The 21703-nt window shown below is 59.7% G+C and carries 20 protein-coding genes and 4 pseudogenes; 13 read left to right on the top strand and 11 right to left on the bottom strand.

Annotation, left to right across the window (positions count from 1 at the left end; translation table 11 throughout):
• Nucleotides 1–207: 207 nt before the first annotated feature.
• Nucleotides 208–1254, bottom strand: coding sequence for an IS110 family transposase (locus ASD32_RS06015; protein ID WP_060637116.1), 1047 nt, complete (start codon nucleotides 1252–1254; stop codon nucleotides 208–210).
• Nucleotides 1255–2155: 901 nt separating this feature from the next.
• Between ASD32_RS06015 and traR the strand changes: the two genes are divergently transcribed.
• Nucleotides 2156–2860 carry a transcriptional regulator TraR gene (traR, locus tag ASD32_RS06010; RefSeq protein ID WP_060637115.1) on the top strand — a complete coding sequence of 235 codons (705 nt, stop codon included), beginning with the start codon at nucleotides 2156–2158 and terminating at the stop codon, nucleotides 2858–2860.
• Nucleotides 2861–2907: 47 nt separating this feature from the next.
• Here the strand turns inward: traR and ASD32_RS06005 are convergent.
• The 4 genes and pseudogenes from ASD32_RS06005 to traA all read right to left on the bottom strand — a co-directional run.
• Nucleotides 2908–3054 (bottom strand): annotated as a pseudogene (locus tag ASD32_RS06005) (transcriptional repressor TraM); the annotation flags it as partial.
• 4 nt (nucleotides 3055–3058) lie between these two features.
• Nucleotides 3059–3301, bottom strand: a pseudogene (locus ASD32_RS30605) (conjugal transfer protein TraB); the annotation flags it as partial.
• Between the two features lie 16 nt (nucleotides 3302–3317).
• Nucleotides 3318–3845 carry a conjugative transfer signal peptidase TraF gene (gene traF, locus ASD32_RS06000; RefSeq protein ID WP_060637114.1) on the bottom strand — a complete coding sequence of 176 codons (528 nt, stop codon included), beginning with the start codon at nucleotides 3843–3845 and terminating at the stop codon, nucleotides 3318–3320.
• On the bottom strand, nucleotides 3842–7144 hold the full coding sequence (traA, locus tag ASD32_RS05995; protein ID WP_060637113.1) for a Ti-type conjugative transfer relaxase TraA: 3303 nt from the start codon (nucleotides 7142–7144) through the stop codon (nucleotides 3842–3844). The genes traF and traA overlap by 4 nt, the downstream gene beginning before the upstream one ends.
• A 258-nt stretch (nucleotides 7145–7402) precedes the next feature.
• Here traA and traC point away from each other — a divergent pair, with 258 nt between their 5' ends.
• The 6 genes from traC (at nucleotide 7403) to ASD32_RS05965 (ending at nucleotide 11033) form a co-directional block, all read left to right on the top strand.
• Entirely contained in the window at nucleotides 7403–7699 is a 297-nt protein-coding gene (gene traC / locus ASD32_RS05990; RefSeq protein WP_060637231.1) for a conjugal transfer protein TraC, read from the top strand.
• Between the two features lie 4 nt (nucleotides 7700–7703).
• Nucleotides 7704–7919, top strand: a complete 216-nt coding sequence (locus ASD32_RS05985; RefSeq protein WP_060637112.1) for a type IV conjugative transfer system coupling protein TraD — start codon at nucleotides 7704–7706, stop codon at nucleotides 7917–7919.
• Entirely contained in the window at nucleotides 7906–9831 is a 1926-nt protein-coding gene (gene traG, locus ASD32_RS05980) for a Ti-type conjugative transfer system protein TraG (protein WP_060637111.1), read from the top strand. Before ASD32_RS05985 ends, traG begins: the two co-directional genes overlap by 14 nt.
• 40 nt (nucleotides 9832–9871) lie before the next feature.
• Nucleotides 9872–10312 (top strand): thermonuclease family protein, encoded by a 441-nt coding sequence (locus ASD32_RS05975; protein WP_060637110.1) that lies wholly within the window; start codon nucleotides 9872–9874, stop codon nucleotides 10310–10312.
• Nucleotides 10313–10405: 93 nt separating this feature from the next.
• Complete coding sequence (locus ASD32_RS05970; RefSeq protein ID WP_060637230.1) at nucleotides 10406–10672, top strand: WGR domain-containing protein; 267 nt, start codon at nucleotides 10406–10408, stop codon at nucleotides 10670–10672.
• An 82-nt stretch (nucleotides 10673–10754) separates the two neighbouring features.
• Nucleotides 10755–11033: an HU family DNA-binding protein gene (locus ASD32_RS05965; protein ID WP_012648969.1), complete on the top strand. Its 279-nt coding sequence runs from the start codon at nucleotides 10755–10757 to the stop codon at nucleotides 11031–11033.
• 41 nt (nucleotides 11034–11074) lie between these two features.
• Here ASD32_RS05965 and ASD32_RS05960 read toward each other — a convergent pair whose 3' ends face one another.
• From ASD32_RS05960 to ASD32_RS05945, 4 genes are all read right to left on the bottom strand, one after another.
• Complete coding sequence (locus ASD32_RS05960; RefSeq protein WP_060637109.1) at nucleotides 11075–11389, bottom strand: DUF736 domain-containing protein; 315 nt, start codon at nucleotides 11387–11389, stop codon at nucleotides 11075–11077.
• Between the two features lie 557 nt (nucleotides 11390–11946).
• Nucleotides 11947–13101 (bottom strand): IS110 family transposase, encoded by a 1155-nt coding sequence (locus tag ASD32_RS05955; protein WP_060637229.1) that lies wholly within the window; start codon nucleotides 13099–13101, stop codon nucleotides 11947–11949.
• Nucleotides 13102–13737: 636 nt separating this feature from the next.
• Nucleotides 13738–14682 carry a dienelactone hydrolase gene (locus ASD32_RS05950; protein ID WP_060637228.1) on the bottom strand — a complete coding sequence of 315 codons (945 nt, stop codon included), beginning with the start codon at nucleotides 14680–14682 and terminating at the stop codon, nucleotides 13738–13740.
• Between the two features lie 38 nt (nucleotides 14683–14720).
• The gene (locus ASD32_RS05945) at nucleotides 14721–15479 is read right to left on the bottom strand and encodes an SDR family oxidoreductase (protein ID WP_060637108.1); all 759 of its coding nucleotides are present in this window, start codon (nucleotides 15477–15479) and stop codon (nucleotides 14721–14723) included.
• 98 nt (nucleotides 15480–15577) lie between these two features.
• Here ASD32_RS05945 and ASD32_RS05940 point away from each other — a divergent pair, with 98 nt between their 5' ends.
• A complete protein-coding gene (locus tag ASD32_RS05940) occupies nucleotides 15578–16483 on the top strand; it encodes an AraC family transcriptional regulator (protein WP_060637107.1) in 906 nt (301 codons plus the stop codon).
• 30 nt (nucleotides 16484–16513) lie between these two features.
• Here ASD32_RS05940 and ASD32_RS05935 read toward each other — a convergent pair whose 3' ends face one another.
• Nucleotides 16514–17404, bottom strand: a complete 891-nt coding sequence (locus ASD32_RS05935) for a LysR family transcriptional regulator (RefSeq protein ID WP_060637106.1) — start codon at nucleotides 17402–17404, stop codon at nucleotides 16514–16516.
• 106 nt (nucleotides 17405–17510) lie between these two features.
• Here ASD32_RS05935 and ASD32_RS05930 point away from each other — a divergent pair, with 106 nt between their 5' ends.
• From ASD32_RS05930 to ASD32_RS05920, 3 genes are all read left to right on the top strand, one after another.
• Nucleotides 17511–18380 carry an NmrA/HSCARG family protein gene (locus tag ASD32_RS05930; protein ID WP_060637105.1) on the top strand — a complete coding sequence of 290 codons (870 nt, stop codon included), beginning with the start codon at nucleotides 17511–17513 and terminating at the stop codon, nucleotides 18378–18380.
• A gap of 36 nt (nucleotides 18381–18416) precedes the next feature.
• On the top strand, nucleotides 18417–18890 hold the full coding sequence (locus tag ASD32_RS05925; RefSeq protein WP_060637104.1) for an SRPBCC family protein: 474 nt from the start codon (nucleotides 18417–18419) through the stop codon (nucleotides 18888–18890).
• Between the two features lie 69 nt (nucleotides 18891–18959).
• Nucleotides 18960–19628: an SDR family oxidoreductase gene (locus tag ASD32_RS05920; protein ID WP_060637103.1), complete on the top strand. Its 669-nt coding sequence runs from the start codon at nucleotides 18960–18962 to the stop codon at nucleotides 19626–19628.
• Nucleotides 19629–19935: 307 nt separating this feature from the next.
• Here the strand turns inward: ASD32_RS05920 and ASD32_RS05915 are convergent.
• Nucleotides 19936–20433 (bottom strand): annotated as a pseudogene (locus tag ASD32_RS05915) (hypothetical protein); the annotation flags it as partial.
• Nucleotides 20434–20608: 175 nt separating this feature from the next.
• Here ASD32_RS05915 and ASD32_RS05910 point away from each other — a divergent pair.
• Nucleotides 20609–21463, top strand: coding sequence for a type IV toxin-antitoxin system AbiEi family antitoxin domain-containing protein (locus ASD32_RS05910; RefSeq protein WP_348270734.1), 855 nt, complete (start codon nucleotides 20609–20611; stop codon nucleotides 21461–21463).
• Nucleotides 21453–21575 (top strand): annotated as a pseudogene (locus ASD32_RS29435) (nucleotidyl transferase AbiEii/AbiGii toxin family protein); the annotation flags it as partial. The gene ASD32_RS05910 and the pseudogene ASD32_RS29435, both read left to right, overlap by 11 nt.
• Nucleotides 21576–21703 lie beyond the last annotated feature (128 nt).

Genomic DNA, 21703 nt, shown 5'->3' with positions numbered 1-21703 from the left:
GGCCCGCGCTTCTCTCCGGGATCGGCACTAAGCCCTCCCACGATGGGGTTCTGTAGATGATGTGGTCCAATCTATGCTGCATCCTGATGACGGATCATCGGAATAAACGCCGCCACGAACTCACATCACCATCGTCCGCGAAGGACGTCTTCCGCCGCTACGCGGAACCCTGAATTCGATTCTCTCGCTCGCCTTTGTGGCTGACCGTCATGCCGCTACGGTTGAGACAGTGTCCTCCCTTGTCCAGCGGAATTCCGAGCCATCCACCCACATGCGGTGCATGACGACCGCGAGACGGCGGGCCAATGCCACCTTGGCTTTCTTGCTGCCGTGCCGCTTGGCAATGTTCATGGCCCATGCCTTCAGCCAGCACCATTTCACCACACGCGTCATCATCGACTGAGCGGCCTCGTAGAGCAGCTTTCGCATCATGGCATCCCCGCGCAGGGAGACGTGGCCGACCCGGCTCACTTCGCCGGATTGTTTCAGTACGGGCGTAAGACCCAATATCGCTCCGACTGATCGAGAATGACGAAACCTGCTGGGGATATCGATCGTCGAGACATAGGCGAGTGAGACGACCGGCCCGACGCCTGGCACCGTCATCAGCCGCCTGCAAACGTCATCCTGCTTCGCCTCAGCTAAAACCCTCTTTTCCAGTTTGGCGAGCCCTTCTCGCAACTTGCGTCGTCCGGCGAGCAGTGGCTCCATGATTTCCGCTAGCTCAGGGTCGTGTTCGACGAGCTCGAGTATCCTTCTCTCGAACGTGCCGCCCGAGGCGTGGCCAACCTTCAGTCCGAAGTTGCGCAAAAGCACACGCATCTCGTTCTCCAAGTCTATCGCTTTTTCCTGCAGCAACGATCGGGCCCCTAACAAGGCGCGGCGCTTCTGGCTGGTGAGCGTCTTCACATGCACGTCCTTGAACAGGCCGACCCGCATCATATGGGCAATGCCGCGCGCGTCGTTCCGGTCGCTCTTGTTCTGTTGCAGAGCGTCAAGGAATGCCTTGGTGTGTCGCGTCTCGATGCAAAAAACCGGAAAGCCCGCTTTTGCCAGCCCTTCAAACAGCCATTGCGACAACGGTCCAGCCTCAATACCCACTCTCTCCAAGCTGACTGCCGGATCACTCAGGATGGCTACAAGGTCCTCCGGGTGAGAGACCACCTTCCGTTCCCGGCATAGTTTCCCGCTTTCATCAACGATACAGACGCTTGTTTCTTTGACCGAGACATCGAGGCCGGCGTAATGTTTCATGACTGCGCTCCTCTGCGTGATGGTTGTGCCTGATTCCGACAAACCACTTTATCATCGGCAGTACGGTACAACCCCATTCCGGATAGGATGAGATGGGGCACGGAGCCGATTAGCCCATCTGTGCTAATAGCCTGATTGCTCCCGTAGTTCTTCTCCAAAAATGATGAAGCGGTTGGCACAGTCGATTAGCTGTTCCAGAACGTCGTGAGGAAAAATTACAGCGGGTTCAATGGAACAGACCTGCGCGCTATCCTGGCAAGCGCGATTGTCTGGTTGGTTGGCCCGGCACATGCAAAACCCACATCGCTGCCGCCCTAGCGGAATACGCGCTCCTTTTCCAGCACTTCATTCCTGGCGCTGACGCTCGATTGACTGACGCCGAGAGGCTGGTGGCGGCGAAAATTGAGATATTCCGCCGCCGGCGTCAGGATCAATTCTGTACAGGGATGCTTCCGTCGACCAGGGAAGCGATTGCCGTGTTCCTGGCGATGAGCACGAGCGTCCGCATATGATTGTAAAGCCACTTTCGATCTCAACCAGCTGCGAGACCGGGGAAATGTATTACACCGAAGGGGTTCTGTCCGATCAGATCGGCATTGCGCTCGCTCTGAGTCACAAAGACATCTCCAACCCGTCCCCGCTCGATCAGGCGAGACTGGCAGTTGCAGGTTCGGTAGGTCCTGTCGCCAGTTGTTCCAACGCATTCACTCCGCGGTGAGCGAAGTCCGCCGGGGGCGAACGCTCGCGTCGCCGAGGGTTTTCACAAACTCATGAAGTGGCTTTTATTCTAGTTCCACATGCACTATTATGCAATCTCGGGTTGATTTTTGAGCGCATATAATTGTAAACGTCGAGGGGCTCTAGTGATCTGTTCCACCTGACGACCAAATCGGAGTGAAAAATGCAGCATTGGCTGGACAAGCTGACCGATCTTGCGGCGATACAGGGCGACGAAAGCATCCTCACGCAGGGCCTTTCCGACCTCACCCACCACTTTGGCTTCACCGGCTACGCCTATCTGCACATCCAGCACAAGCACAGCATTGCAGTCACCAATTATCATCGCGAGTGGCGGTCGACGTATTTCGAGACGAACTTCGATAAGCTCGATCCGGTCGTCAAGCGCGCGAAATCCAGAAAGCAAGTTTTTGCGTGGTCCAGCGAACACGATCGCGCAAGGCAATCGAAGGAAGAGCGCGCCTTCTATGCGCATGCTGCCGATTTCGGCATCCGCTCCGGGATAACCGTTCCGATCAAGACTGCCAACGGCTCGATGTCGATGTTCACTCTAGCGTCGGAAAGGCCAGCAATCGATCTCGACCGTGAGATAGACGCGGTCGCGGCCGCCGCTGCCGTCGGACAGCTCCATGCCCGCATCTCGTTCCTTCAAACCACTCCTACCGTGGAAGATGCCACCTGGCTCGATCCTAAAGAGGCGACCTATCTAAGATGGATCGCCGTCGGCATGACGATGGAGGAGATTGCTGATGTGGAGGGCGTCAAATACAACAGCGTCCGCGTCAAGCTTCGCGAGGCGATGAAGCGCTTCGATGTCCGGAGCAAGGCCCATCTTACGGCGCTGGCAATTCGCAGAAAACTGATGTGAGAGCGCCGGTGGCCGAGTTGCTCACCATGTATGGCCATGAATCCGGATTAGTTAACGGTCGGGATGTAGCCGAGCATGCTGATCAGGGTACTCACTGCGCTCATCTGCGCGTGCATCTCGATGCTGGCCTCAATGTAACGAAGATGCTGTGGGCCACCGGTCAATTCCTCTGACCTGTAGCTTTCCGGCAGTGCCGGCAAAGGAGAGAGAAGCTGCTGCCCAGAGCAGAAGCCCAGGCCAGAGATCGGCGGCATAGAAGTTGGCGACGCCCGGCGGCAGCCCACGCGAGGCAGCCAGAAAATATCCGGCCGACACGAGCAACGCGGTCAGTCTGGACGGCGACATCGCCCAGAGCGCCGGAAACAACACAGCAACCGGAAGGGTCAAGACATGGCCGCTCCAGGCAGTCCAGCCGCAAGTGACAGATACCGCGATGAGCAGGCAGGATCGCCGCCAGTTATGGATCGAATGTGAGGACCGGCCGCGCCAGGCCGAGAAGGCCCGTGTCGGGAACCGGTCCAAAATACCGACTATCATAGGAGCTCGCAAAGGATGAGTGAAGAAACAGATATCTCAGTGGCACGATGCCGGTTTTGAACGGTGTGATCGCCCTGCCCTCGCCATCGCTCGCGCGAACGATCGATGAGGCGAGAGGCCTACCGTCGACAGTGACATTCGCGCCTATTTCCACATGCTGTCCGGGAAGCGCCGCCACTGTCTTGATCAGCGGCGCATAGCCACCCGGGCAGAGGCCACGCCTGACATAGCCGCGGCGCCGTGCTTCCTCGAATGAAGCGGTTGCCGGTGGGCAGATGAACACGAGATCGCCGGCTTCGACCGGACGCTGCAGGACCACGATACGCCAGAGCCCAAGCGGCTCGCTCGGCGTCAGATTCAACCGAAAGCCGCCCATATAGGCGATTGCCGCTAGACCAGCGATCATCCCGGCCGCGGCGGCCAGGGCCAGGAGGAGCGGCCGCCTCATTGTTTCATCACCGGCGTCTGGCGCTGGGCGAGACGCAAATCCTCGGCTTGCCGCAGGGTCTGGACGGTGCGCTCGTGAGCGGCGAGTTGCTGGGACGTGCGCATGATCGGCCAGGCTTCCTTCAGACGCTCCTTCTGCTCGGGCTGCATCCCTTCGGAGAGTTTGTCGAAGAGCTTTCCGGATGGTTCGCGCGCGGCATTGGTGAGCAAGGTACGCTCGCCGAAGCGTTCGGTGACGGCTTGGTTGAACCCGTCAATTTCCAGTTTGGTTTCCCGACTGCTCAGTGCATAGGCCATGGCCGCCGGCAGATCGTTGCGGTCGATCGCATCACGCACGCGCTCCAGCACCACATGTGCTGCCGGCGAGAGCGCCGGGATGTCGATCGACACGCGCTGACGCAATACCTGTTCATCCGCCTGCAGCCGCTGCACGGCGGTCTCGCGCATCCTCAGATACTGCTCAAGATCGCGCTTCAAGGCCGGAACATTGAGGTCCGCAACGCGACGGTCCTCGCGCTCTGTCCTGCTGGCAAGAACGCCTGTCTTACCCCTGAGCGGTCCGATCGACGCCGGGGCGGTCGTCAGCGTCTGAAGCGCCAGTTTCGCCGTTTCCTTATCCACTAGCACCGCATCGAAGTTCATTGCCCGGAAGGCGGTCTCGGGATCGGCAAAGACGTAAGCAAAACGGGTCGAAACCTCTTCCCATTGTTGTCTGAGGGCTGGATCGGTGTCGAGCTTGTTCTCTACCGTATCGGCGACGGAAACGGAAAATGTCTTGATGCCTGCGACCATGGGCACGGCCTCCTTCATCGTTTGGGTTTCTGGGGGATGGTGCAGACCGAGGCGCTCTGCAAAGACGGCAAGGCGCTGGCCAAGCTCGACCAATTTCGTCCTCTGGCGCAGCGTCCAGTCGAGCCGGTCGCGGACAAGTGTGCGGGCCACCTGGACGATGTTGAGCCCGCGACTTTCAGCGAACCGCAGCGCCTCGCGGTAGAGTTTTCCGCGCTCGTAATCGAGCGTGGTCTCCTTGGCATTCTTTCGGGAGAGTACCTTGGCAAGGCCGCCCTTGAAGGCGAAGGACCGGCGTCCGTAGTAAAGCTGCAAATCCTCGCGATGACGGGTCATCGCCACATAGGTCAGATGCCGGTCCAGCGAGAGGCTTGCCAACACCTTTACACGGTCGACGGTCGCGCCTTGGCTTTTATGAATCGTGGTGGCGTAACCATGATCGAGATTGCTGTAGAAGCGTTGCTCGACGATAACCTGCCGGCGCTGATCACCCTCTCCGACGACCGCAACGATCCTGTTCGATGCGGCCTCGATGACATGAGCGATCATGCCGTTTTTGGCGCCGAGCGAGGTCTCGTTCTTCAGGAAGACGATCTGATCGCCCACGTCGAACTGGCGAATGCCGTCAGCCGTTTTGAAGACATGGCCCTCACCGACAATGCCGCGTTCGACGAGTTTTTCACGGGCCATGATGTTGAGCATGCGCACGTCGCGGCGCAGATGCGCGAGGATCAACGTTGTCTTCGACTGATCGTAATCGTGGTTCCAGTCACCGATCAGCCGCTCGACCGCCTCGGCCTTGAGGCGCGTTCCCGTGATCCTGACATTGGCATCATAGGCGGTCAGCGCCTTTTCCACGTTGCCTCGGGCCAGATCGAGCGATGCCTTGCGCATCCAGTCCTCGCGCTGGCGATAGATCGTCTCGAGTTCGGCATAACCGATGCGGTCAACGATGGCGCGGAAGGCGGCCCCCGCCTCGATCGGCTGAAGCTGTTCGGGATCGCCGACGAGAACGATCTTGGCGCCGCCCCTGACGACGGCATCGACAAAGCCGGCCATCTGTTTTGAGGCGACCATGCCGGCCTCGTCCAGAACGAAGACGGTTTTGTCATCGAGAACGTCGCGACCACGGTTCCAGCGCAGTTCCCATGACGCGAGCGTCCGGCTCTGGATCCCGGCTTCCTTCTCAAGCCCCTCCGCCGCCTTGCCGGCAAGCGCGCCGCCAACCACACGATATCCGGCCAGTTCCCACGCCTCACGGGCGGCTTTCATCATGGTCGTCTTGCCGGCGCCGGCACGCCCGACCACGGCGGCGATCCGGGCGGGACCGGCGATCCGCTCGATCGCAGTTTTCTGCTCGTCCGACAACCGCTCATGCCGCCGGAACGTTGCGTCCAGAGCGGCATCGGAGACAGCTTGACCGTCCCGGTTTGACAGCCAGATTGCCTGCCGCACCATCGTCGCTTCCAGCCGGATCATCGCACGGGTCGAGTAACGGGCTGGCACCTTTTCTCCGGTCGCGAACTCGATCGTGTCACGCTGCAGCCGGAGAACCTCGGGGTTCAGGATGATGCGTAACATCAGTTGCTGGAAAACAGCCGGGTCATCGACATAACGATGCAGAACCTTCGCGACATCGCGTTCATCGAAGACGCTCTTCTCTCGCGTGATCAGGTCGAGCACGATGGCTGGATTGCGCAGGATACGACGCACGTTTTCCGACCGCCGCTGTTCGTTCAGTTCGATCCGTTCGAGCTCTGGCCGAACACCCTGTTCTTCCGCCTTCCGCGCGATGGCTTTCGCCCCGACGCCGAGATGAATGGTGGGTTCAAGCTCGATGGCCTGCTTCTCATAGGAACGGCCGTCGATACGGAGATCGATGCCGCCGAGCCCCAGGTGATGATTCAGCCGCTCGAACCATCCATCGCGTAAGGAATTAAAGTCGTCGGTCGAACCCGCCCAGAGCTCATAGAGGATTTTCCCGGACTTCGTGCGGACCGGCTGGCCATCCTCGCCAATCACCGCCACCTTCTTCGATCCGAACCCGTCCTCGGTCAGTGGGCGCAATGTGGTCATCAAGTGGATATGCGGATTGCCGGGATTGTCATGGTAGACCCAGTCCGCGACCATACCTTTTGCGAGGATATGCTTGTCGACGAAGTCCCGCACCAGGGCGATGTTCTGCTCGGACGACAGCTCCAGTGGAAGCGCTATGGTCAGGTCGCGAGCGAGCTGCGCATCGGAACGCTTCTCGAAGGCCTCGATCTTGTTCCAGAAGGCTTCCGAAGCTCCGGCGACAGAGCGATCTGCGACCAGGGCACGGACCCATTTCGGAGCATCGGCAGGGAGGACGAACTCCTCGTGCAGCAAGCCCTTCTTGCGGGTGTAGTCGATGGTGCGGGCCTCACGCTCGTACTCCATCTTTGCGCAGTGCCGGTAGGCCGCAGACAGCACGACGCTGCGGCCTGATCCGCGGCTGACGATGCTGGCTGAAAAGTGGGCGATGGCCACGGCGCAAAAAACTCCCGGTTCGCACGTCGTTCATCCGGAGCGGCACGACCAAGTCAGCCAGTGTCGAGGCCTCTAAGCAAAGCGTCGCATCAGCGACGTATAATTGCGCCCTTGGATCCGCTCCTTCGGAACGGCGGGATCATCCTCCAAAGTGTCGGCTTTGCCGACGTGCAGATCTGCACATTCCTTCGGATGTGCTTTTGGGGAAATCTTGCAACGGAACAGCGCCGCCAAGATTTCCAGGGAGATGCGACCGGAATGAAGAAACCATCATCGAAGATCAGGGAAGAAATCGCCAGATTGCAGGATCAGCTGAGACAAGCGGAAACACGCGAGGCCGAGCGCATCGGCCGGATCGCGTTGAAGGCCGGCCTCGGTGAGATCGAGATCGAGGAAACCGAGTTACAGGCTGCGTTCGAGGAGATCACTAGGCGGTTTCGCGGAGGCAAAGGAAGTGCGACCGGGAAGAGAAATGTCGGCGACGGCAGGACCGCCGGCGAGACGGTCACGACGATCGAAACTGGCGCGCCTGCGGGCAGGCCTGGTGAGGCTTGAACGCATGGCCCGCACAATGACGGCTGACGCGCGAAAGAAAGACACCCGCGAAAAAATCGAACTCGGTGGCCTCATCGTCAAGGCAGGACTGCGTTACGAGAAGCGGGCACTACTGCTCGGCCTGCTGATCGATGCCAGTCGTCGCCTCAAGGGCAACGATACGGAGCAATCGCGCCTGACAGTGATAGGCGCGGAGGCGTTCGCTCATGACGGCGAGTAAGGTGTTCCTCGCCGTCATCCCGGCGACGACGATGATCGTCGTCGTGGTTTTCATGCCGGGGATCGAACACTGGCTGGCCGCGCTCGGCAAGACGGCGCAGGCCAAGCTGATGCTCGGGCGGATCGGCCTTGCGCTGCCCTATGCGACCGCGGCTGCAATCGGCACGATCTTTCTGTTCGCGGCAAATGGCGCTGCGGGTATCAAGGCTGCAGGATGGGGTGTCGTCGGCGGAAATGGAGTGTCAATCCTCATCGCTCTCCTGCGCGAGGGGGTTCGCCTGGCCGGGATAACTAGTGACATCCCGAAAGGACAATCCGTGCTCGGATATGCGGACCCCGCAACGATGCTGGGCGCATCGACAACGTTCCTCGCCGGCGTCTTCGCACTGCGCGTCGCGATGAAGGGTAACGCAGCATTTGCCAAAGCCGCACCACGGCGGATCGGCGGAAAGCGAGCGGTGCATGGCGAGGCCGACTGGATGAAGGTGCAGGAGGCTGCAAAACTTTTCCCCGATCCAGGCGGCATCGTCGTCGGCGAACGTTATCGCGTCGATCGCGATAGCGTTGCGGCAGTGTCGTTCCGCGCCCATGATCCGTCGACCTGGGGCGCGGGCGGCAACAGACCGCTCCTATGCTTCGACGGCTCCTTCGGCTCCTCGCATGGCATCGTCTTCGCCGGCTCCGGCGGTTTCAAGACGACGTCGGTCACGGTCCCGACGGCGCTCAAGTGGGGTGGCGGCCTCGTCGTCCTCGACCCGTCGAGCGAGGTCGCGCCGATGGTATCGGAGCATCGCCGCAAGGCTGGCCGAAAGGTGATCATTCTCGATCCCTCGGCGTCAGGCGTCGGCTTCAATGCGCTCGACTGGATTGGGCGACACGGCAGCACGAAGGAAGAGGACATCGTCGCCGTCGCGACCTGGATCATGACCGACAATCCGCGATTGGCATCTGCCCGTGACGACTTCTTCCGGGCATCGGCGATGCAGCTTCTGACGGCCCTCATCGCAGACGTCTGCCTGTCCGGTCACACGGACGAGGAAGACCAGACGTTGCGCCGTGTGCGGACCAACCTGTCGGAGCCTGAACCACAACTGCGGGCGCGTCTGACAAAAATCTACGAACAGTCGCAATCGGATTTCGTGAAGGAGAACGTCTCGGTGTTCGTCAACATGACGCCGGAGACGTTTTCCGGGGTCTACGCCAATGCGGTGAAAGAAACCCACTGGCTGTCCTATCCGAACTATGCCGCCCTCGTCTCGGGTGACAGTTTCTCGATCGACGATCTCGCTGATGGTGGGACAGACATCTTCATTGCGCTCGATCTAAAGGTCCTCGAAGCCCATCCGGGACTGGCGCGTGTGGTTATCGGATCGCTGCTCAATGCCATCTACAATCGGAACGGCGATGTGAAAGGTCGCGCTCTCTTCCTGCTCGACGAAGTCGCCAGGCTCGGCTATCTGCGAATCCTCGAAACCACCCGCGACGCCGGACGCAAATACGGCATCACGCTGACGATGATCTTCCAGTCCATCGGCCAGATGCGCGAGGCCTATGGCGGGCGGGACGCGACGAGCAAATGGTTCGAATCCGCGTCGTGGATCTCGTTTGCCGCGATCAACGACCCTGATACTGCCGACTATATCTCTAAACGCTGCGGCGATACGACGGTCGAAGTCGACCAGACAAACCGCTCGTCAGGGATAAAGGGATCGTCGCGTTCACGCTCCCGGCAGCTCAGCCGCCGTCCACTGATCTTGCCGCATGAGGTGCTGCGCATGCGCGCCGACGAGCAGATCGTGTTCACATCAGGCAATCCGCCGCTCAGATGCGGACGCGCCATCTGGTTTCGGCGCAGGGATATGAGCGCGTCCGTCGGAGAAAACCGGTTTCATAAGCTAGCACAGAAGGGGTGAAGAGCTATAAGGCCGCTCCAACGACAGACACTGAGGAGACATGAAAGTGAGACTTTTTACGGCAATTGCCAGCCTATCGCCCTTAGCCATTGGCATCCTTGCATCTGTTGCCTCAGCGTCGCCAAGCAGCGCAAGTGAAACCTTCTCGATGTGCAATGGCGGCCATAGGATCACCTGCGTGGTGGATGGAGATACCTTCTGGTTTCGAGCGGAAAAGATCAGGATCGCCGACATCGACACGCCGGAGCTCAGCCCGCCGAGATGTGAGCGCGAACGCGAGCGAGGTCTTGCGGCGAAACAGCGTCTGCTCGAGATTCTCAATTCGGGTCCGCTCTCGTTCAAGGCGACCGCCAGAGATGAGGATCGCTTCGGACGCAAGCTCAGGATCGTCTACCGCGAGCGACGATCGGTCGGCGATATTCTCGTCGCCGAAGGCTTGGCTCGGAAGTGGGAAGGATCGCGACGGAGTTGGTGCGAATGAAACGGACCAAGGATCAACGTTGTGAATCGATAATGCCCGTCCGATTCAAAACTGTCATTGGACGGCAGATTCCAAACGCGCGATTCTGCGGGCATGATCACGCAGCCCTACCACCTCTACGTCGAGCGTATCGCGCCGGAGAAGAACATGGCTCGCTTTTACGCGCTAGCTGTTCAGCCGACACTGTTTGGCGAGGTGTCTCTAGTCCGCGCTTGGGGCCGGATTGGAACGCGCGGACAGCAGATGGTGCATCTGTTCGACAATGAGAGCCAAGCCGTCAGCCTGTTCCTTGATGTTCTCAGGGAGAAGCGCAAACGGGGCTATCGGCCTAAACGACCTGTGGACATCAAGCGGATCTGACCCTCATCCCCATTGTCGCCGATGACAATCCGGTCAGAACCTGACACGGATTTCGCATTATTTAATTTGCGAGGAATTTTTCATGACCACCACCAATGAAATTGCCGACAAGATTGCGGCCGACAACGGACTGACAAAGGTTCAGGCCAAGGGCATCGTTGAAGCCGTGTTCCAGGCCATCGCCGATGCCGCAGGCTCCGACGCTGAAACCTCAATCCCAGGCTTCGGAAAGTTTAAGGTGAAGGCATCGCCGGAGCGCGAGGGCCGCAATCCCGCGACCGGAGAAAAGATGACTGTTGCGGCTTCGAAGAAGCTGACCTTCGCGCCGGCCAAGGCGCTCAAGGATGCACTGAACAAGTGATTCTTGATGGAGAGCCCCGCCCTGCGGCGGGGCCTCCAGTCTCAGTCCCGGTTCGAGCGGGACCAGATGAGGGAGAGGCCTTCCTCGCCTTCGACCTCGATCAGCGTTGCGTAGATCGGGGCCGGAAAGCTCGGGTCGTCGGGTTTGAGACCGAGGTAGTTGCGGCCCTCGTTGGACTGCTTGGACCAGGCGGCTCCGATTTCGATCCGGCCGACGAAGACGCGGTGGCTGGGAGCGTTTTCGCCGCTGGAGCGCGTATCGGAAACGATGCGGACGTTTTTGGTCTGGAGGGAAAGAGTGACGATCTCGCCGCTGAAGTCGTTGCCGGATTGTTGGAAGGTTCCGATGGTAGCCATTGTCATTCTCCTGACTGAGTTTGCCGAAGCCGCCCCTTGCGGCCTCGATAGCGGTCGTAAGACGCCAATCAGGCCGACTGCATCCCAAGGGCCGCAGCGCTAAGCGTAGGACGGCGAAAGCCGGACTTGTTGCCTCGCGAGGAATGCGGCGACGACGCAGGGGAAGAAGTTCGGCGAAGCCGTTGCAGGATCAGGACAGATTGGCGTCAGACCAGCCTGAAGAGAGGTCGCAAGGGGCCGCTCCGGACACCGGTCTCTCACGAGAACGATGCTGGACAACGATCTTCCAACCATGGACCGGCACTGGTGGCGCATCGAATTCGCCTTTAGAACCTTCGGTCTGAGCCCGTTTCTTGATCCGCGCGCCCTGCACGTATCAACCTCATATCCGGTCGCCGTTTCAACGGCCGCACCACAATCCCGCCTACGGCGGCTAGGGCTCAGGAGGACGAGACCATTCTCGATGACGGCATTTGAAGCCAAGCCGCGATGCGGTCGTCCACCTGGTTCCGGCGAGGCTGATCAGGCCTGTGCCGAACTGGTATGCGCTTAAACGGTCACGGTCTGACCACCGCGCCCTCGATCACGACGCCCGCGCTGGCATATTTCCACAACGCCACAACCAGCTTGCGCGCCAGTGCCGTGATCATCACCTTCTTGAAGCGGCCGCCATTTTGCGCGACTCGTTCATTGAACCAACGGCTGAGCGTTGAGGCGGGCTGATGCCTCAACCAAAGCCAGGCCATCTCCAACAGGGTCGATCTAAGCCGAGGGTTCCCGGACTTGCCAATGCCCTGCTCCCGGTCAATCGATCCGCTCTGCCAAGGCGTTGGCGCAAGCCCCGCGTAGGCGGCGACTTGCCGCCGATTGTCGAACCGTCGAAACAAGCCCTCACCCCAAAGGACTGCAGCAAACTCTGGCCCGATACCCACGACCTTCGACAGCAATACCACTTCGCGAGCCGACTGCCGTTCCTCCGCAAGCATGTCGTCACGTTCTGCCTCAACCTCCTTGATCTGGTCGATCAGCAGTTCCATGCGGGTCATCTCGCGCAAGACCTGCCGTTTCATGTGTAGCGGCAAAGCTCGCCCATCGCCCGTACGAAGCGTCTCCAACTGTTCGCGGCGATCACGTCGCAGGGGATCGTAGTCAGTGATCCCCTGCGAGAAGAGCAGACCCTTGATACGGTTGCTGTGTCGAATACGCTCTTCCATCAGAACTTTCCGCTCCCGGACGATGCGACGGCGATCTTCTTCATCCGGGGTCGGCACGCGCAACATCGAGCAGACCCGCGGCTCTCCCCGCTTGAAGGCGAGCAACGCTCGGATCAAACTCTCGCCGTCTAATCTATCGGTCTTCACCCGCCGCTTGCGTCGTGATGTTGCAATGGAGGCCGCGTCAACGACATGGCTCTCGTAGCCCTCTGCCGTCAGCGCGCGGTGGACCCAGAATCCATCGAGGCCGGCCTCCTGTATAATGACGAACGGATAATCGGAGCCGGTTCGGTCGTACGCCCTTCGCCGCAACATAGTGAGTTGGGCAAAAAGGCCGGTGATATCGCCACCGGCAATAATGTGACGAGACATCTTCTCACCGGCGCCGGGTGACATCGAGGTCAGTAGCCACGTCTTTTTGCTCAATTCGATCGAGGTGAAAATCGCCCCGAGCTCTCTTTGGGGAGTTCCTGCTGCATAAACACCATCCTGCGACATCGTCCTGCTCCTTTCTGCAACGGCATTGACGTCAACCAGATCAAAACAGATCGCCGCCATTACTCATAGGATCTCGATGGCAGTCGATAGGACCGGGGACGATCGGCCCGCACCTGAAAGGCCGAAACGGAGTGGAGGACGGCCAGGGAGAGGCTTTCTTGCCTCGCGAGGAATGGCTGCTTGCAGTCAGGGGAAGAAAACGAGCCGGCCGTTGCGGATGCCGATCGAGCCGAGCACCGCGAGGCGGTCTTTGGTCAGACATGCCCCATCGAGACCGCAGTGGACGTGCCAGCTGGCGGATCAAGGGATACACATTGGCATCATCGGGTGGCGACCAATGGAATGGATGCATAGCGCCCACAAGCCCCAAACACTTGGTCGAAGCCAACGACTGGATTTGGGAGGTTCCCGGGAACGCTGCATTGCTTCTTAGCGCTGGTGGTTGTGGTGCCATGCCTGGACGGGTGACAAGACTGAGACGTGCTCACTCCCCACTCCCAGCTTCAGACAGACCACACCCTGGACCAATCCAGGGCTTCAAGCCGCTCGAAGTTTTCCGCCGTGCAACCGGTTCCTTTAAGCCACCAACGGCCAGATCGCGAAGAGCAACCTGGCCGCAAATCGACTTTACCAATTTTAGTTCTGGCCTTGTGTGACATCCGCAAGCGGCGCGGCGTCACCCTCGAGCGCAAGGCATGCGCCGGGCCATGCACCTTCATCCGCTCCCAGCACCGTCTGAAGCCAGGCGAGCGTCAGGCGCCTCAAAGCTTCCAGCGCGTCGGGTGCCTCGATTTCTGTTTCCTTAGCGTCAAGCCCGGCGATCCCGCCAAGCCCGTGTCCGACGCGGTGCATCGTCAACAGGGCCTCTGCGCCCGGCGCATCGTGAAACGCATCCGCATGCCATTCAGGGCCACGCGTTGTGAAATGCGGATTGTCCGTATCACCGCAGACGACAAGGCTGCGTGTCGTCAGCGTCGAAAAATCAACGTCGAAGAACGGAAACCGGGCAGCGTTCTCCTCGATCATATCCTTGCCGCCTCGCCCCGGAGTCGTCATTAGAATGCCTGCCGAGATACGCGGATCGGAGAAATCCTCACCATTCAGCTGCGCGCCTAGCAGGAGCCCGACGGTGTGACCACCGAAAGAATGACCGGCCGCACCGATGCGCGAATGATCCATCCGGCCCGCAACGGCGGGCGCCTGCCGTTCAACCTCGGATAATTGGTTGAGGATCGCCTTTATCTCCTCGACGCGCTCGCGCCAGAAAAACGGCGCGCCGGGGGCATCCGAAGGCAAGCCACCGACGCGCGAACTCGCATGCGTCGGCTGGATGACCGCGAAACCCCGTTCCGCCCAGAACTGGGCCAGCGGGGCGTAACCGTCTTTTGACGGGATGTAGTTGGAGGGGCCGAACCCATGCGACAGCAGCACGATGGGAAGGTTGCCGCCGGTCGCAGGCGCGGTCAGACGCAGTTCCAGCGGTTGGCGGCCGACCATCGGCAAACGGATTGGGGTATAGGCCACAGTGAGCGTGGCCTCGGGCGTGGGAATATGTTTGGCGAGATCGATCAGATTGTTCACGTTCGGGTCCTTAAACATTGATTTTGGGGCGGTCGTCTTCAGGCCAGCGAGTGGCCTGCGTCGCGGAACCAGGTTTTCGCATCGGTGCCAGCGGGCGTTTTCATCGGTGCATCCGGTTCCGTCACGGCGCGCCAGACGGCGTCTGCGACATCATCCGGCGTCGTGAATTCTGTGCCGGAGCGTAGTGTTGTCAGGTAGTCGTGAACGAATGCGCTGTATGGCTCGGGGATATCCATTCCCATACGTGCGACGGCATTTTTGCCGAACCCGGTCGTCGGCGCCGAACCCGGCAGAACAAGTTTCGCTCGCACCCCGAACAGAGCGGTCTCCAGAGCGAGACTTTCCGTGAAAGCGTTCAGCGCTGCCTTGCTGGCACTGTAGACGGAGAGTGCGGCCAGCGGCTTGATGGTGACGCTGGAGCTGACGTTGACGATAACGCCTGAGCGACGGATACGCATCTGTGGAAGAACGGCTTTGGTCATCGCCATCGCGCCGAACACGTTCGTTTCAAACAGTTCGCGGATTTTCGGCATCTCGGCGCCTTCCAGTACATTGAGCATGCCGACGCCGGCATTGTTGACCAGAGCATCGATCGGCCCGGCCGCTTCGACCGCCTTCGTGATGCTGTCGGCGCTGGTCACGTCCAGCGCCAGTATCTTAAGTTTTTCGCTGTGGGGCATCAGATCGGTCTGCGGCGTGCGCATGGTCGCCACCACGTCCCATCCCTCCGTCACAAACGTTTGCGCGATGGCGAGACCGAAACCGGATGAGCAACCGGTGATGAGGATGTTTGGCATGTTCTGTCTCCTGACGATTAACTTGCCAGAAGATGGACCTGCCGTCGCGGACTTGCTATATTTGATTGTCCAAGAATTTTTAGTCTGAGTCCGAAATCATGAGCGATCCAATTGCCCAAGTCGTTTCCCTGCTCAAGCCAATGCCGTCGATCTCAAAGCTGGTGACGGGTGGCGGTCAGTGGCTCGTCGAGCGCACGGAACTTGGAAGCCCCTTTTACTGCGCGGTAGTAGAGGGCCATTGCCGGATGACGATCGCCGGTCGTGAGCCAATTTTGCTGACAGCCGGCGACTTCGTGCTGGTTCCTGAAATCTTCTCGTTCACGATGAGCAGCCTAGAACCGCCGCCGCGCGGAGCGCTTGCCCAGCGTCTTGAAACCAGCCCGGGCGTCTTCCGGCTCGGAGACCCGGAAGCGCCTGCGGAAATCAAGGCGATGGTCGGCCATTGTGCCTTTGGCTCGGATGACAAAGCTCTTCTCGTCTCGTTGCTGCCGGAGATCATCCATGTTCGAGGCGAAGACCGGCTGGCGATATTGGTCCGGATGATAAATGACGAAACGAGAGCCGACCGTACCGCCCGCGAGATGGTGCTTCACCGGTTGCTGGAGGTACTGTTGATCGAAGCTTTGCGATCAACGAGAAGCGCTGCGGCCCCGCCCGGTCTCCTGCGCGGCATGGCCGATCCTCTGCTGGCACCGACCTTGCGCCAGATCCACGCGGATCCAGGTCGCAGCATGACGGTAGAAACACTTGCGCGGGATGCCGCCATGTCCCGGTCGACCTTCTTTGATCGTTTCCGGAGGGAGGTTGGCGTCGCCCCGATGGAATACGCGACCGGTTGGCGCATGGCGCTGGCGAAGGCGTTGCTCCGCGAGGATGTCGCCACGGCGGAGATTGCGCAACGCGTCGGCTATGGATCGGCAAGCGCCTTCAGCGTTGCGTTTAGTCGGCATGTAGGAATGCCGCCCGGCGCTTATTCGCGCGTAAACACTGCTGGCCAACGCTAGCGCGACTGAAAAATTGGAACGTTCGGTCCGTCACTTGCCGATGTAGGCCGCCAGTTCATCGGGCGTTCCGTTGGGAAAAGCCCGCTTCAGAAAATCCAGGAAGGCGGAGACACGGGCGCTCAACAGTCGCCGCGACGGGTAAAGCGCCCATAGCGCGATCTCGGAGCCCTCGATATCGCCCCAGTGCAGCAAAGTGCCGTCGGCCAGATCGTGGCTCACCAGCGAAATCGGCATACGAGCAGCGCCGACGCCCGTTCGCACGGCGTCCCGAACCATGATAAGCGAGGATAGGGCGAGGATGGGCTCGATCCAGATTGTGGCGGGTCCTTCTGAAGTCACGACGCTCCAGGTCTGCCGATCGCCCGCCCCGCGCACGACACCTGGCGCCGAGAGATCAGCCACTGGGCGGGGAAGGTCGGGGCTTGCCACGACGACCAGACGATCATGCAGAAAGGCTCGGCCGACCAGACTTTCGTCCGGGTCCGGATTGACACGGATGACCAGGTCATAGCCTTCCTCGATCATGTCTACGGCTCGGTCCTCTGTGGTGACTTCCAACCGCACGTCGGGATATTTCAATGCAAATCCCGCCGCGATCCTGCCCATGGCAGTCTGCGAAAACAGCAGTGGCGCGCTGATGCGCAACCTGCCGCGCGGCTTGTCCCCGCCGGCCGCGATGGTGGCCGCCGTTTCGTCGAGCTCCGTCAGCAGAGCGGCTGTCCGCTCGTGAAGGGCGCGTCCTTCCTCGGTGAGTTTCAGGTTGCGCGCGCCACGTTCAAACAGCCGAAGCTGAAGGGCAGCCTCCAGTTCGGTCACTCGTCGAGACAAGGTCGCTTTGGGACGGCCGGACGCCCGCGAAGCTTTGCCGAAGCCACCGTGACGCGCGACAAGGTTGAAATCGGCAAGAGCGACGAGATCCATGATCGTTCCACCTGTGAGACGAACTGTCTAATTTAACAGTCTATTGGTTTAACAATGAACCAGTCATATTCCGGGTGTCAAGCAATACCAACCCGGAGAAAATCCCATGACCATTCTCGTTACCGGCGCCACCGGCAATATCGGCGGCCAAGCCATCCAGTACCTTGTCGACAGCGGCGCTGATGTCCGCGCTCTCGTCCGCGACCCCTCCAAGGCCAATTTCCCGGCAGGCGTTGCCGTCGCCAAAGGTGACTTCCTCGACGTCGACTCCCTGCGTTCCGCCTTCGACGGTGTGTCGACACTCTTCCTGCTGAACGCTGTCGCACCAGACGAGTTCACCCAGGCTTTGATCGCCCTCAACGTCGCCCGCTCGGCTGGCATCGAACGGATCGTCTACCTGTCGGTCATTCACCCGGACGTCTACGTGAACGTGCCGCACTTCGCCGGCAAATTCGGCGTCGAGCGGATGATCGAGCAGATGGGGTTCAACGCCACCATCCTGCGCCCGGCCTACTTCATCCAGAACGATCTGACGATCAAGGACGTCATCACTGGCTATGGCGTCTACCCGATGCCCGTCGGCGACAAGGGCCTTGCTATGATCGACGTCCGCGATATCGCGGAGATTGCTGCAATTGAACTGCTGAGACGCGAAAGGGCCGCACAGCCGCTTCCGACCAATCGCATCAACCTCGTGGGTCCTGACACACTCACCGGCACGGATATAGCTGCTATCTGGTCGGACGTTCTGGGCCGTCAGATCAACTATGGCGGCGGTGATACGGCAGCTTTCGAACAGAACCTCAAGCAGTTCATGCCGCCGTGGATGGCCTATGACATGCGCATGATGGGCGAGCGCTTCCTGACTGATGGCATGCTGCCCGAGGGCGGCGATGTCGAGCGCCTGACGACGCTTCTCGGCCGTCCGCTTCGCTCTTATCGAGACTTTGCCTCGCAAACCGCTGCTTCTGCCTGACGCAGGCGCCCACAATTTTAAACAAGGACGATCATCATGATCTATTCGACCGCAACAGTCCCGGTGAATCCGGAAGGCGAAACAAAACTCACCAGGGAGCAGGTGTGGAAGGGCCTGGAGCTGAAGGCGCGCGATGCGCGCCTCTTTCTCCCGCCCGGCCTCTGCACCCGCTGCGACGTCGTCGAGGAAAGTGCGACCCACTTCGTGCGCGAAGCCACCATTGCTGGCTCTGACATCAGGGAAATCATCACGCTTGAGCCGCAGAGCAAGGTCACCTTCTTCCAGGCAGGCGGCCCACGCGAGGGCGCCATCGTCAATGAGCTATTCGAGGACGAAGCCGGCGCGCTGCAGCTGAAGTTCTACTGCTACCTCGGCCTACGCGGCAAGCAGCCGAATGGTCCTGAGGAGCAGGCCGAGCAGACGCAGTTCGACAGCGACAAGGGCTACAAATCGGCCCTCGTATCGACGCTGAAGCGGACCCGAGAACTGCTCGCAGGGGGCAGGCTCTGATTACCGATCACAACAACCAAACCCGGGCTACCTCCTGAGAGGAGCCCTGCCTTTCAAGAGGACCCGATCATGACCACCTCCATCACTGACATAGATTTCTCCGCCGCACCGAAGATCGTGGTCCTCGGCGCCACCGGGCCAACCGGCCGCCACATCGTCAGCCAGGCCCTCAGCCGCGGCTACGATGTCACCCTCCTGGTGCGCTCGCCGGAAAAGGCCGCGGACATGAGGGGAGCGAAGATCGTCGTTGGAGACGCCCGTGACGAGAAGGTGTTGCGCCAGGCCGTCAAGGGTCGCGATGCCGTCATCAGCGCACTTGGAACACCCGCAAGCCCGTTTCGTGAAGTCACCCTTCTCTCGACTGCAACCCGAGCGGTCGTCAATACCATGAAGGCAGAGCACGTCTCGCGTCTCATCACCATCACCGGAATGGGCGCGGGGGATAGCGCAGGCCATGGCGGGTTTCTGTTCGACAAGCTGATCTTCCCGCTGCTTTTGCGCAAAGTATACGCCGACAGAAACCGCCAAGAGGCCATCATCAAGGGCAGCGATCTGAATTGGACCATTGTCCGTCCTTCAGTTCTCAACAACAAGCCTAGGCGCACCACGATCCAGACGCTCACGAGCTTGAACCAGTTCCGCGGAGGCTCCATCTCGCGCGAAAACGTTGCGACCTTCGTGCTGGATCAAGTCACCACGGATCATTGGCTGCGCAAGACGCCGTTGATCACCTGGTAGTGTTCGCCCGAAAAGCGCGCCGAAATGATGCCAGAACACGGGGTTACGTTCCTTCAAGCCAAGAACGCATAGCTGCACTGCACAAAAATTAAGTGCAACGCGATGAAAATTCGGGCATACAGGCTTCAGCTGATGCACATGGCGGCTCCTCCCAGTTCCGCCGCAGCAGCTGTTCCCCTCTGGAGGTCCATGACCTTCACACTTTATGGGCCGCGGTTTTCCGTCGGCCCTTTTTTCTTTTTCCGAACCAGGTTGTAGGGACGGTACCGGACGCTGGTGAAAAGCGGGGCCGAAGCCCCGCATCCGGCTATTCGAATGCTGACATCTGGGCAGTGGCGGCTTGTCTGTCGACCGAGTTGGCAGGCTGCTCGACCGTGCGCTAGTAAGGCTTCCAGGTTTCGCCTGTGATGTCCTCGTAAGCCGAGACAGCACCTTCGGCGGCCATTCGAAGCACGTGGGCCTGCAGGCCCATATCGGCTGCGAACTCGCGCTTGCGCTGGGCTCGGCTGTCGAAGCCAACAGGGCCGTCGAGGTCCTCATCTCTGGTATCGTTGGAAAGCTTCGTGGTGAGATCGCGGGCTTCGGTGACCGCGCGGCTGTAGAATTGCCCGGCGCCGTAGGCTGAGCCGACGAAAGATCCGACGATGCGCTGCATGTGGATCTGCATGGCCTTTTCGGCGAGGCCGTCTTTCAGGGCATCGGCGCTTTCGATCAACTGGCCGCTGTGGAGATCGCGGATCCCGTCGCTGTCGATGAGGGTAAGGCCGAAGCTTTCGGAGATGCGCAGTGCCTGAGCTGTGTCGGGGCGATGGCCTGCGGAATGGACGCTCGCAGTTGAGGTTTAAGCACAACACCATCGCGGCAGGAAGAGCCTCGCGACTGCCAAGCCACTTTGACCTTTCCATGATTTGTCAACGTGATATTTGCAATAGTGGCATACGTTAAAGTGCGCTTGAAATCTACTTTGAAATCATGCCATAATGTCTATGATGAATGAACAAACGACGCCAAAGCTAAAGTATCTTATCCAGTCGGTTCCGCCCGGCTTTCTTGTCGATTCGGCTTGGACGGCACGCCATGCGATCTCACGGCAGTCCGTGTCGGCGTATATCAAACAGGGTTGGCTCGAGCGGATCGCGACAGGCGTCTACCGACGCCCATTTTCGGCAAGAGAAACGACGCAAGCCGTCACGGGTTGGAAAATTCCCTTGTTATCCGCGCAATGGATCATGGGACATGCATTCCACGTGGGAGGTCTGACCGCGCTTGGATTGCGCGGGCATTCCCACTACCTGCAGCTCGGCGGCGATACGCGCGTCTTTCTCTATGGCTCCGATATACCTGACTGGCTACTGACACTGACAATCGATGCCAGGTTCATCCGGCGAAGTCATGGACTGTTCTCCAACGAGAACAACGGCGTTGAGGATAGCGAATTCAGCCTCTCCGATAATCCAGATGAGGAACTGGCCATGAGCCCGTGGCGATGGCCTATCAAAATGTCGTCCGCAGAGCGGGCGATACTGGAGGTGCTCGATGAACTTCCAAAGAACGAGAGCTTTCACAACATCGATATGATGTTTGAGGCAATGGTCAATTTGCGTCCGAAAATGTTGACGACGCTGTTGACCCAGTGCCGCAGTGTAAAGGTGAAACGCCTTTTCTTCGTCTATGCCGACAAGCATGCGCATGCGTGGCTCAAGCATATCGACAAATCGAAAATCGATATGGGACGTGGCGATCGGGCACTTGTCCCAGGCGGCCGGCTTCACCCCGTTTATCGCATCACAATCCCTGCAGACCTGGTGCCAAAGGAGATTATCGATGGCGCGTGATCGCTATATGCGGCAGGTCGAGCTGCTGGTCAGGACGTTGCCCTACATCGCTCGGCAGGATGTATTCGCGCTCAAGGGGGGAACCGCCATCAACCTGTTCTACAGGGATATAGTCGCCACCGGAACTGATTGTAAGGACGCAGACGAGGTGTTTGTGAAAGCGCCTTGGATAGCAAAGCGGGGGTGCGGATAAAAACTTGGACTGTTTTAAATGCTCAGGCCGAGGCTCTTACGATATTC

Origin of the sequence: Rhizobium sp. Root483D2, from assembly GCF_001426685.1 — a bacterium.
Lineage (GTDB): Bacteria > Pseudomonadota > Alphaproteobacteria > Rhizobiales > Rhizobiaceae > Pararhizobium > Pararhizobium qamdonense.
This window is presented reverse-complemented; position numbering and strand designations above follow the sequence as displayed.

Excerpts from the sequence above, each read along its gene's own strand:
- traC (WP_060637231.1), top strand. The coding sequence starts at position 7,403 with ATGAAGAAACCATCATCGAAGATCAGGGAAGAAATCGCCAGATTGCAG.
- ASD32_RS05960 (WP_060637109.1), bottom strand. The coding sequence starts at position 11,389 with ATGGCTACCATCGGAACCTTCCAACAATCCGGCAACGACTTCAGCGGC.
- ASD32_RS05945 (WP_060637108.1), bottom strand. The coding sequence starts at position 15,479 with ATGCCAAACATCCTCATCACCGGTTGCTCATCCGGTTTCGGTCTCGCC.
- ASD32_RS05970 (WP_060637230.1), top strand. The coding sequence starts at position 10,406 with ATGATCACGCAGCCCTACCACCTCTACGTCGAGCGTATCGCGCCGGAG.
- ASD32_RS05985 (WP_060637112.1), top strand. The coding sequence starts at position 7,704 with ATGGCCCGCACAATGACGGCTGACGCGCGAAAGAAAGACACCCGCGAA.
- ASD32_RS05920 (WP_060637103.1), top strand. The coding sequence starts at position 18,960 with ATGACCACCTCCATCACTGACATAGATTTCTCCGCCGCACCGAAGATC.
- traG (WP_060637111.1), top strand. The coding sequence starts at position 7,906 with ATGACGGCGAGTAAGGTGTTCCTCGCCGTCATCCCGGCGACGACGATG.
- ASD32_RS06015 (WP_060637116.1), bottom strand. The coding sequence starts at position 1,254 with ATGAAACATTACGCCGGCCTCGATGTCTCGGTCAAAGAAACAAGCGTC.
- ASD32_RS05935 (WP_060637106.1), bottom strand. The coding sequence starts at position 17,404 with ATGGATCTCGTCGCTCTTGCCGATTTCAACCTTGTCGCGCGTCACGGT.
- ASD32_RS05965 (WP_012648969.1), top strand. The coding sequence starts at position 10,755 with ATGACCACCACCAATGAAATTGCCGACAAGATTGCGGCCGACAACGGA.
- ASD32_RS05940 (WP_060637107.1), top strand. The coding sequence starts at position 15,578 with ATGAGCGATCCAATTGCCCAAGTCGTTTCCCTGCTCAAGCCAATGCCG.
- ASD32_RS05910 (WP_348270734.1), top strand. The coding sequence starts at position 20,609 with ATGTCTATGATGAATGAACAAACGACGCCAAAGCTAAAGTATCTTATC.
- traR (WP_060637115.1), top strand. The coding sequence starts at position 2,156 with ATGCAGCATTGGCTGGACAAGCTGACCGATCTTGCGGCGATACAGGGC.
- ASD32_RS05975 (WP_060637110.1), top strand. The coding sequence starts at position 9,872 with ATGAAAGTGAGACTTTTTACGGCAATTGCCAGCCTATCGCCCTTAGCC.
- ASD32_RS05925 (WP_060637104.1), top strand. The coding sequence starts at position 18,417 with ATGATCTATTCGACCGCAACAGTCCCGGTGAATCCGGAAGGCGAAACA.
- ASD32_RS05955 (WP_060637229.1), bottom strand. The coding sequence starts at position 13,101 with ATGTCGCAGGATGGTGTTTATGCAGCAGGAACTCCCCAAAGAGAGCTC.
- traF (WP_060637114.1), bottom strand. The coding sequence starts at position 3,845 with ATGAGGCGGCCGCTCCTCCTGGCCCTGGCCGCCGCGGCCGGGATGATC.
- ASD32_RS05930 (WP_060637105.1), top strand. The coding sequence starts at position 17,511 with ATGACCATTCTCGTTACCGGCGCCACCGGCAATATCGGCGGCCAAGCC.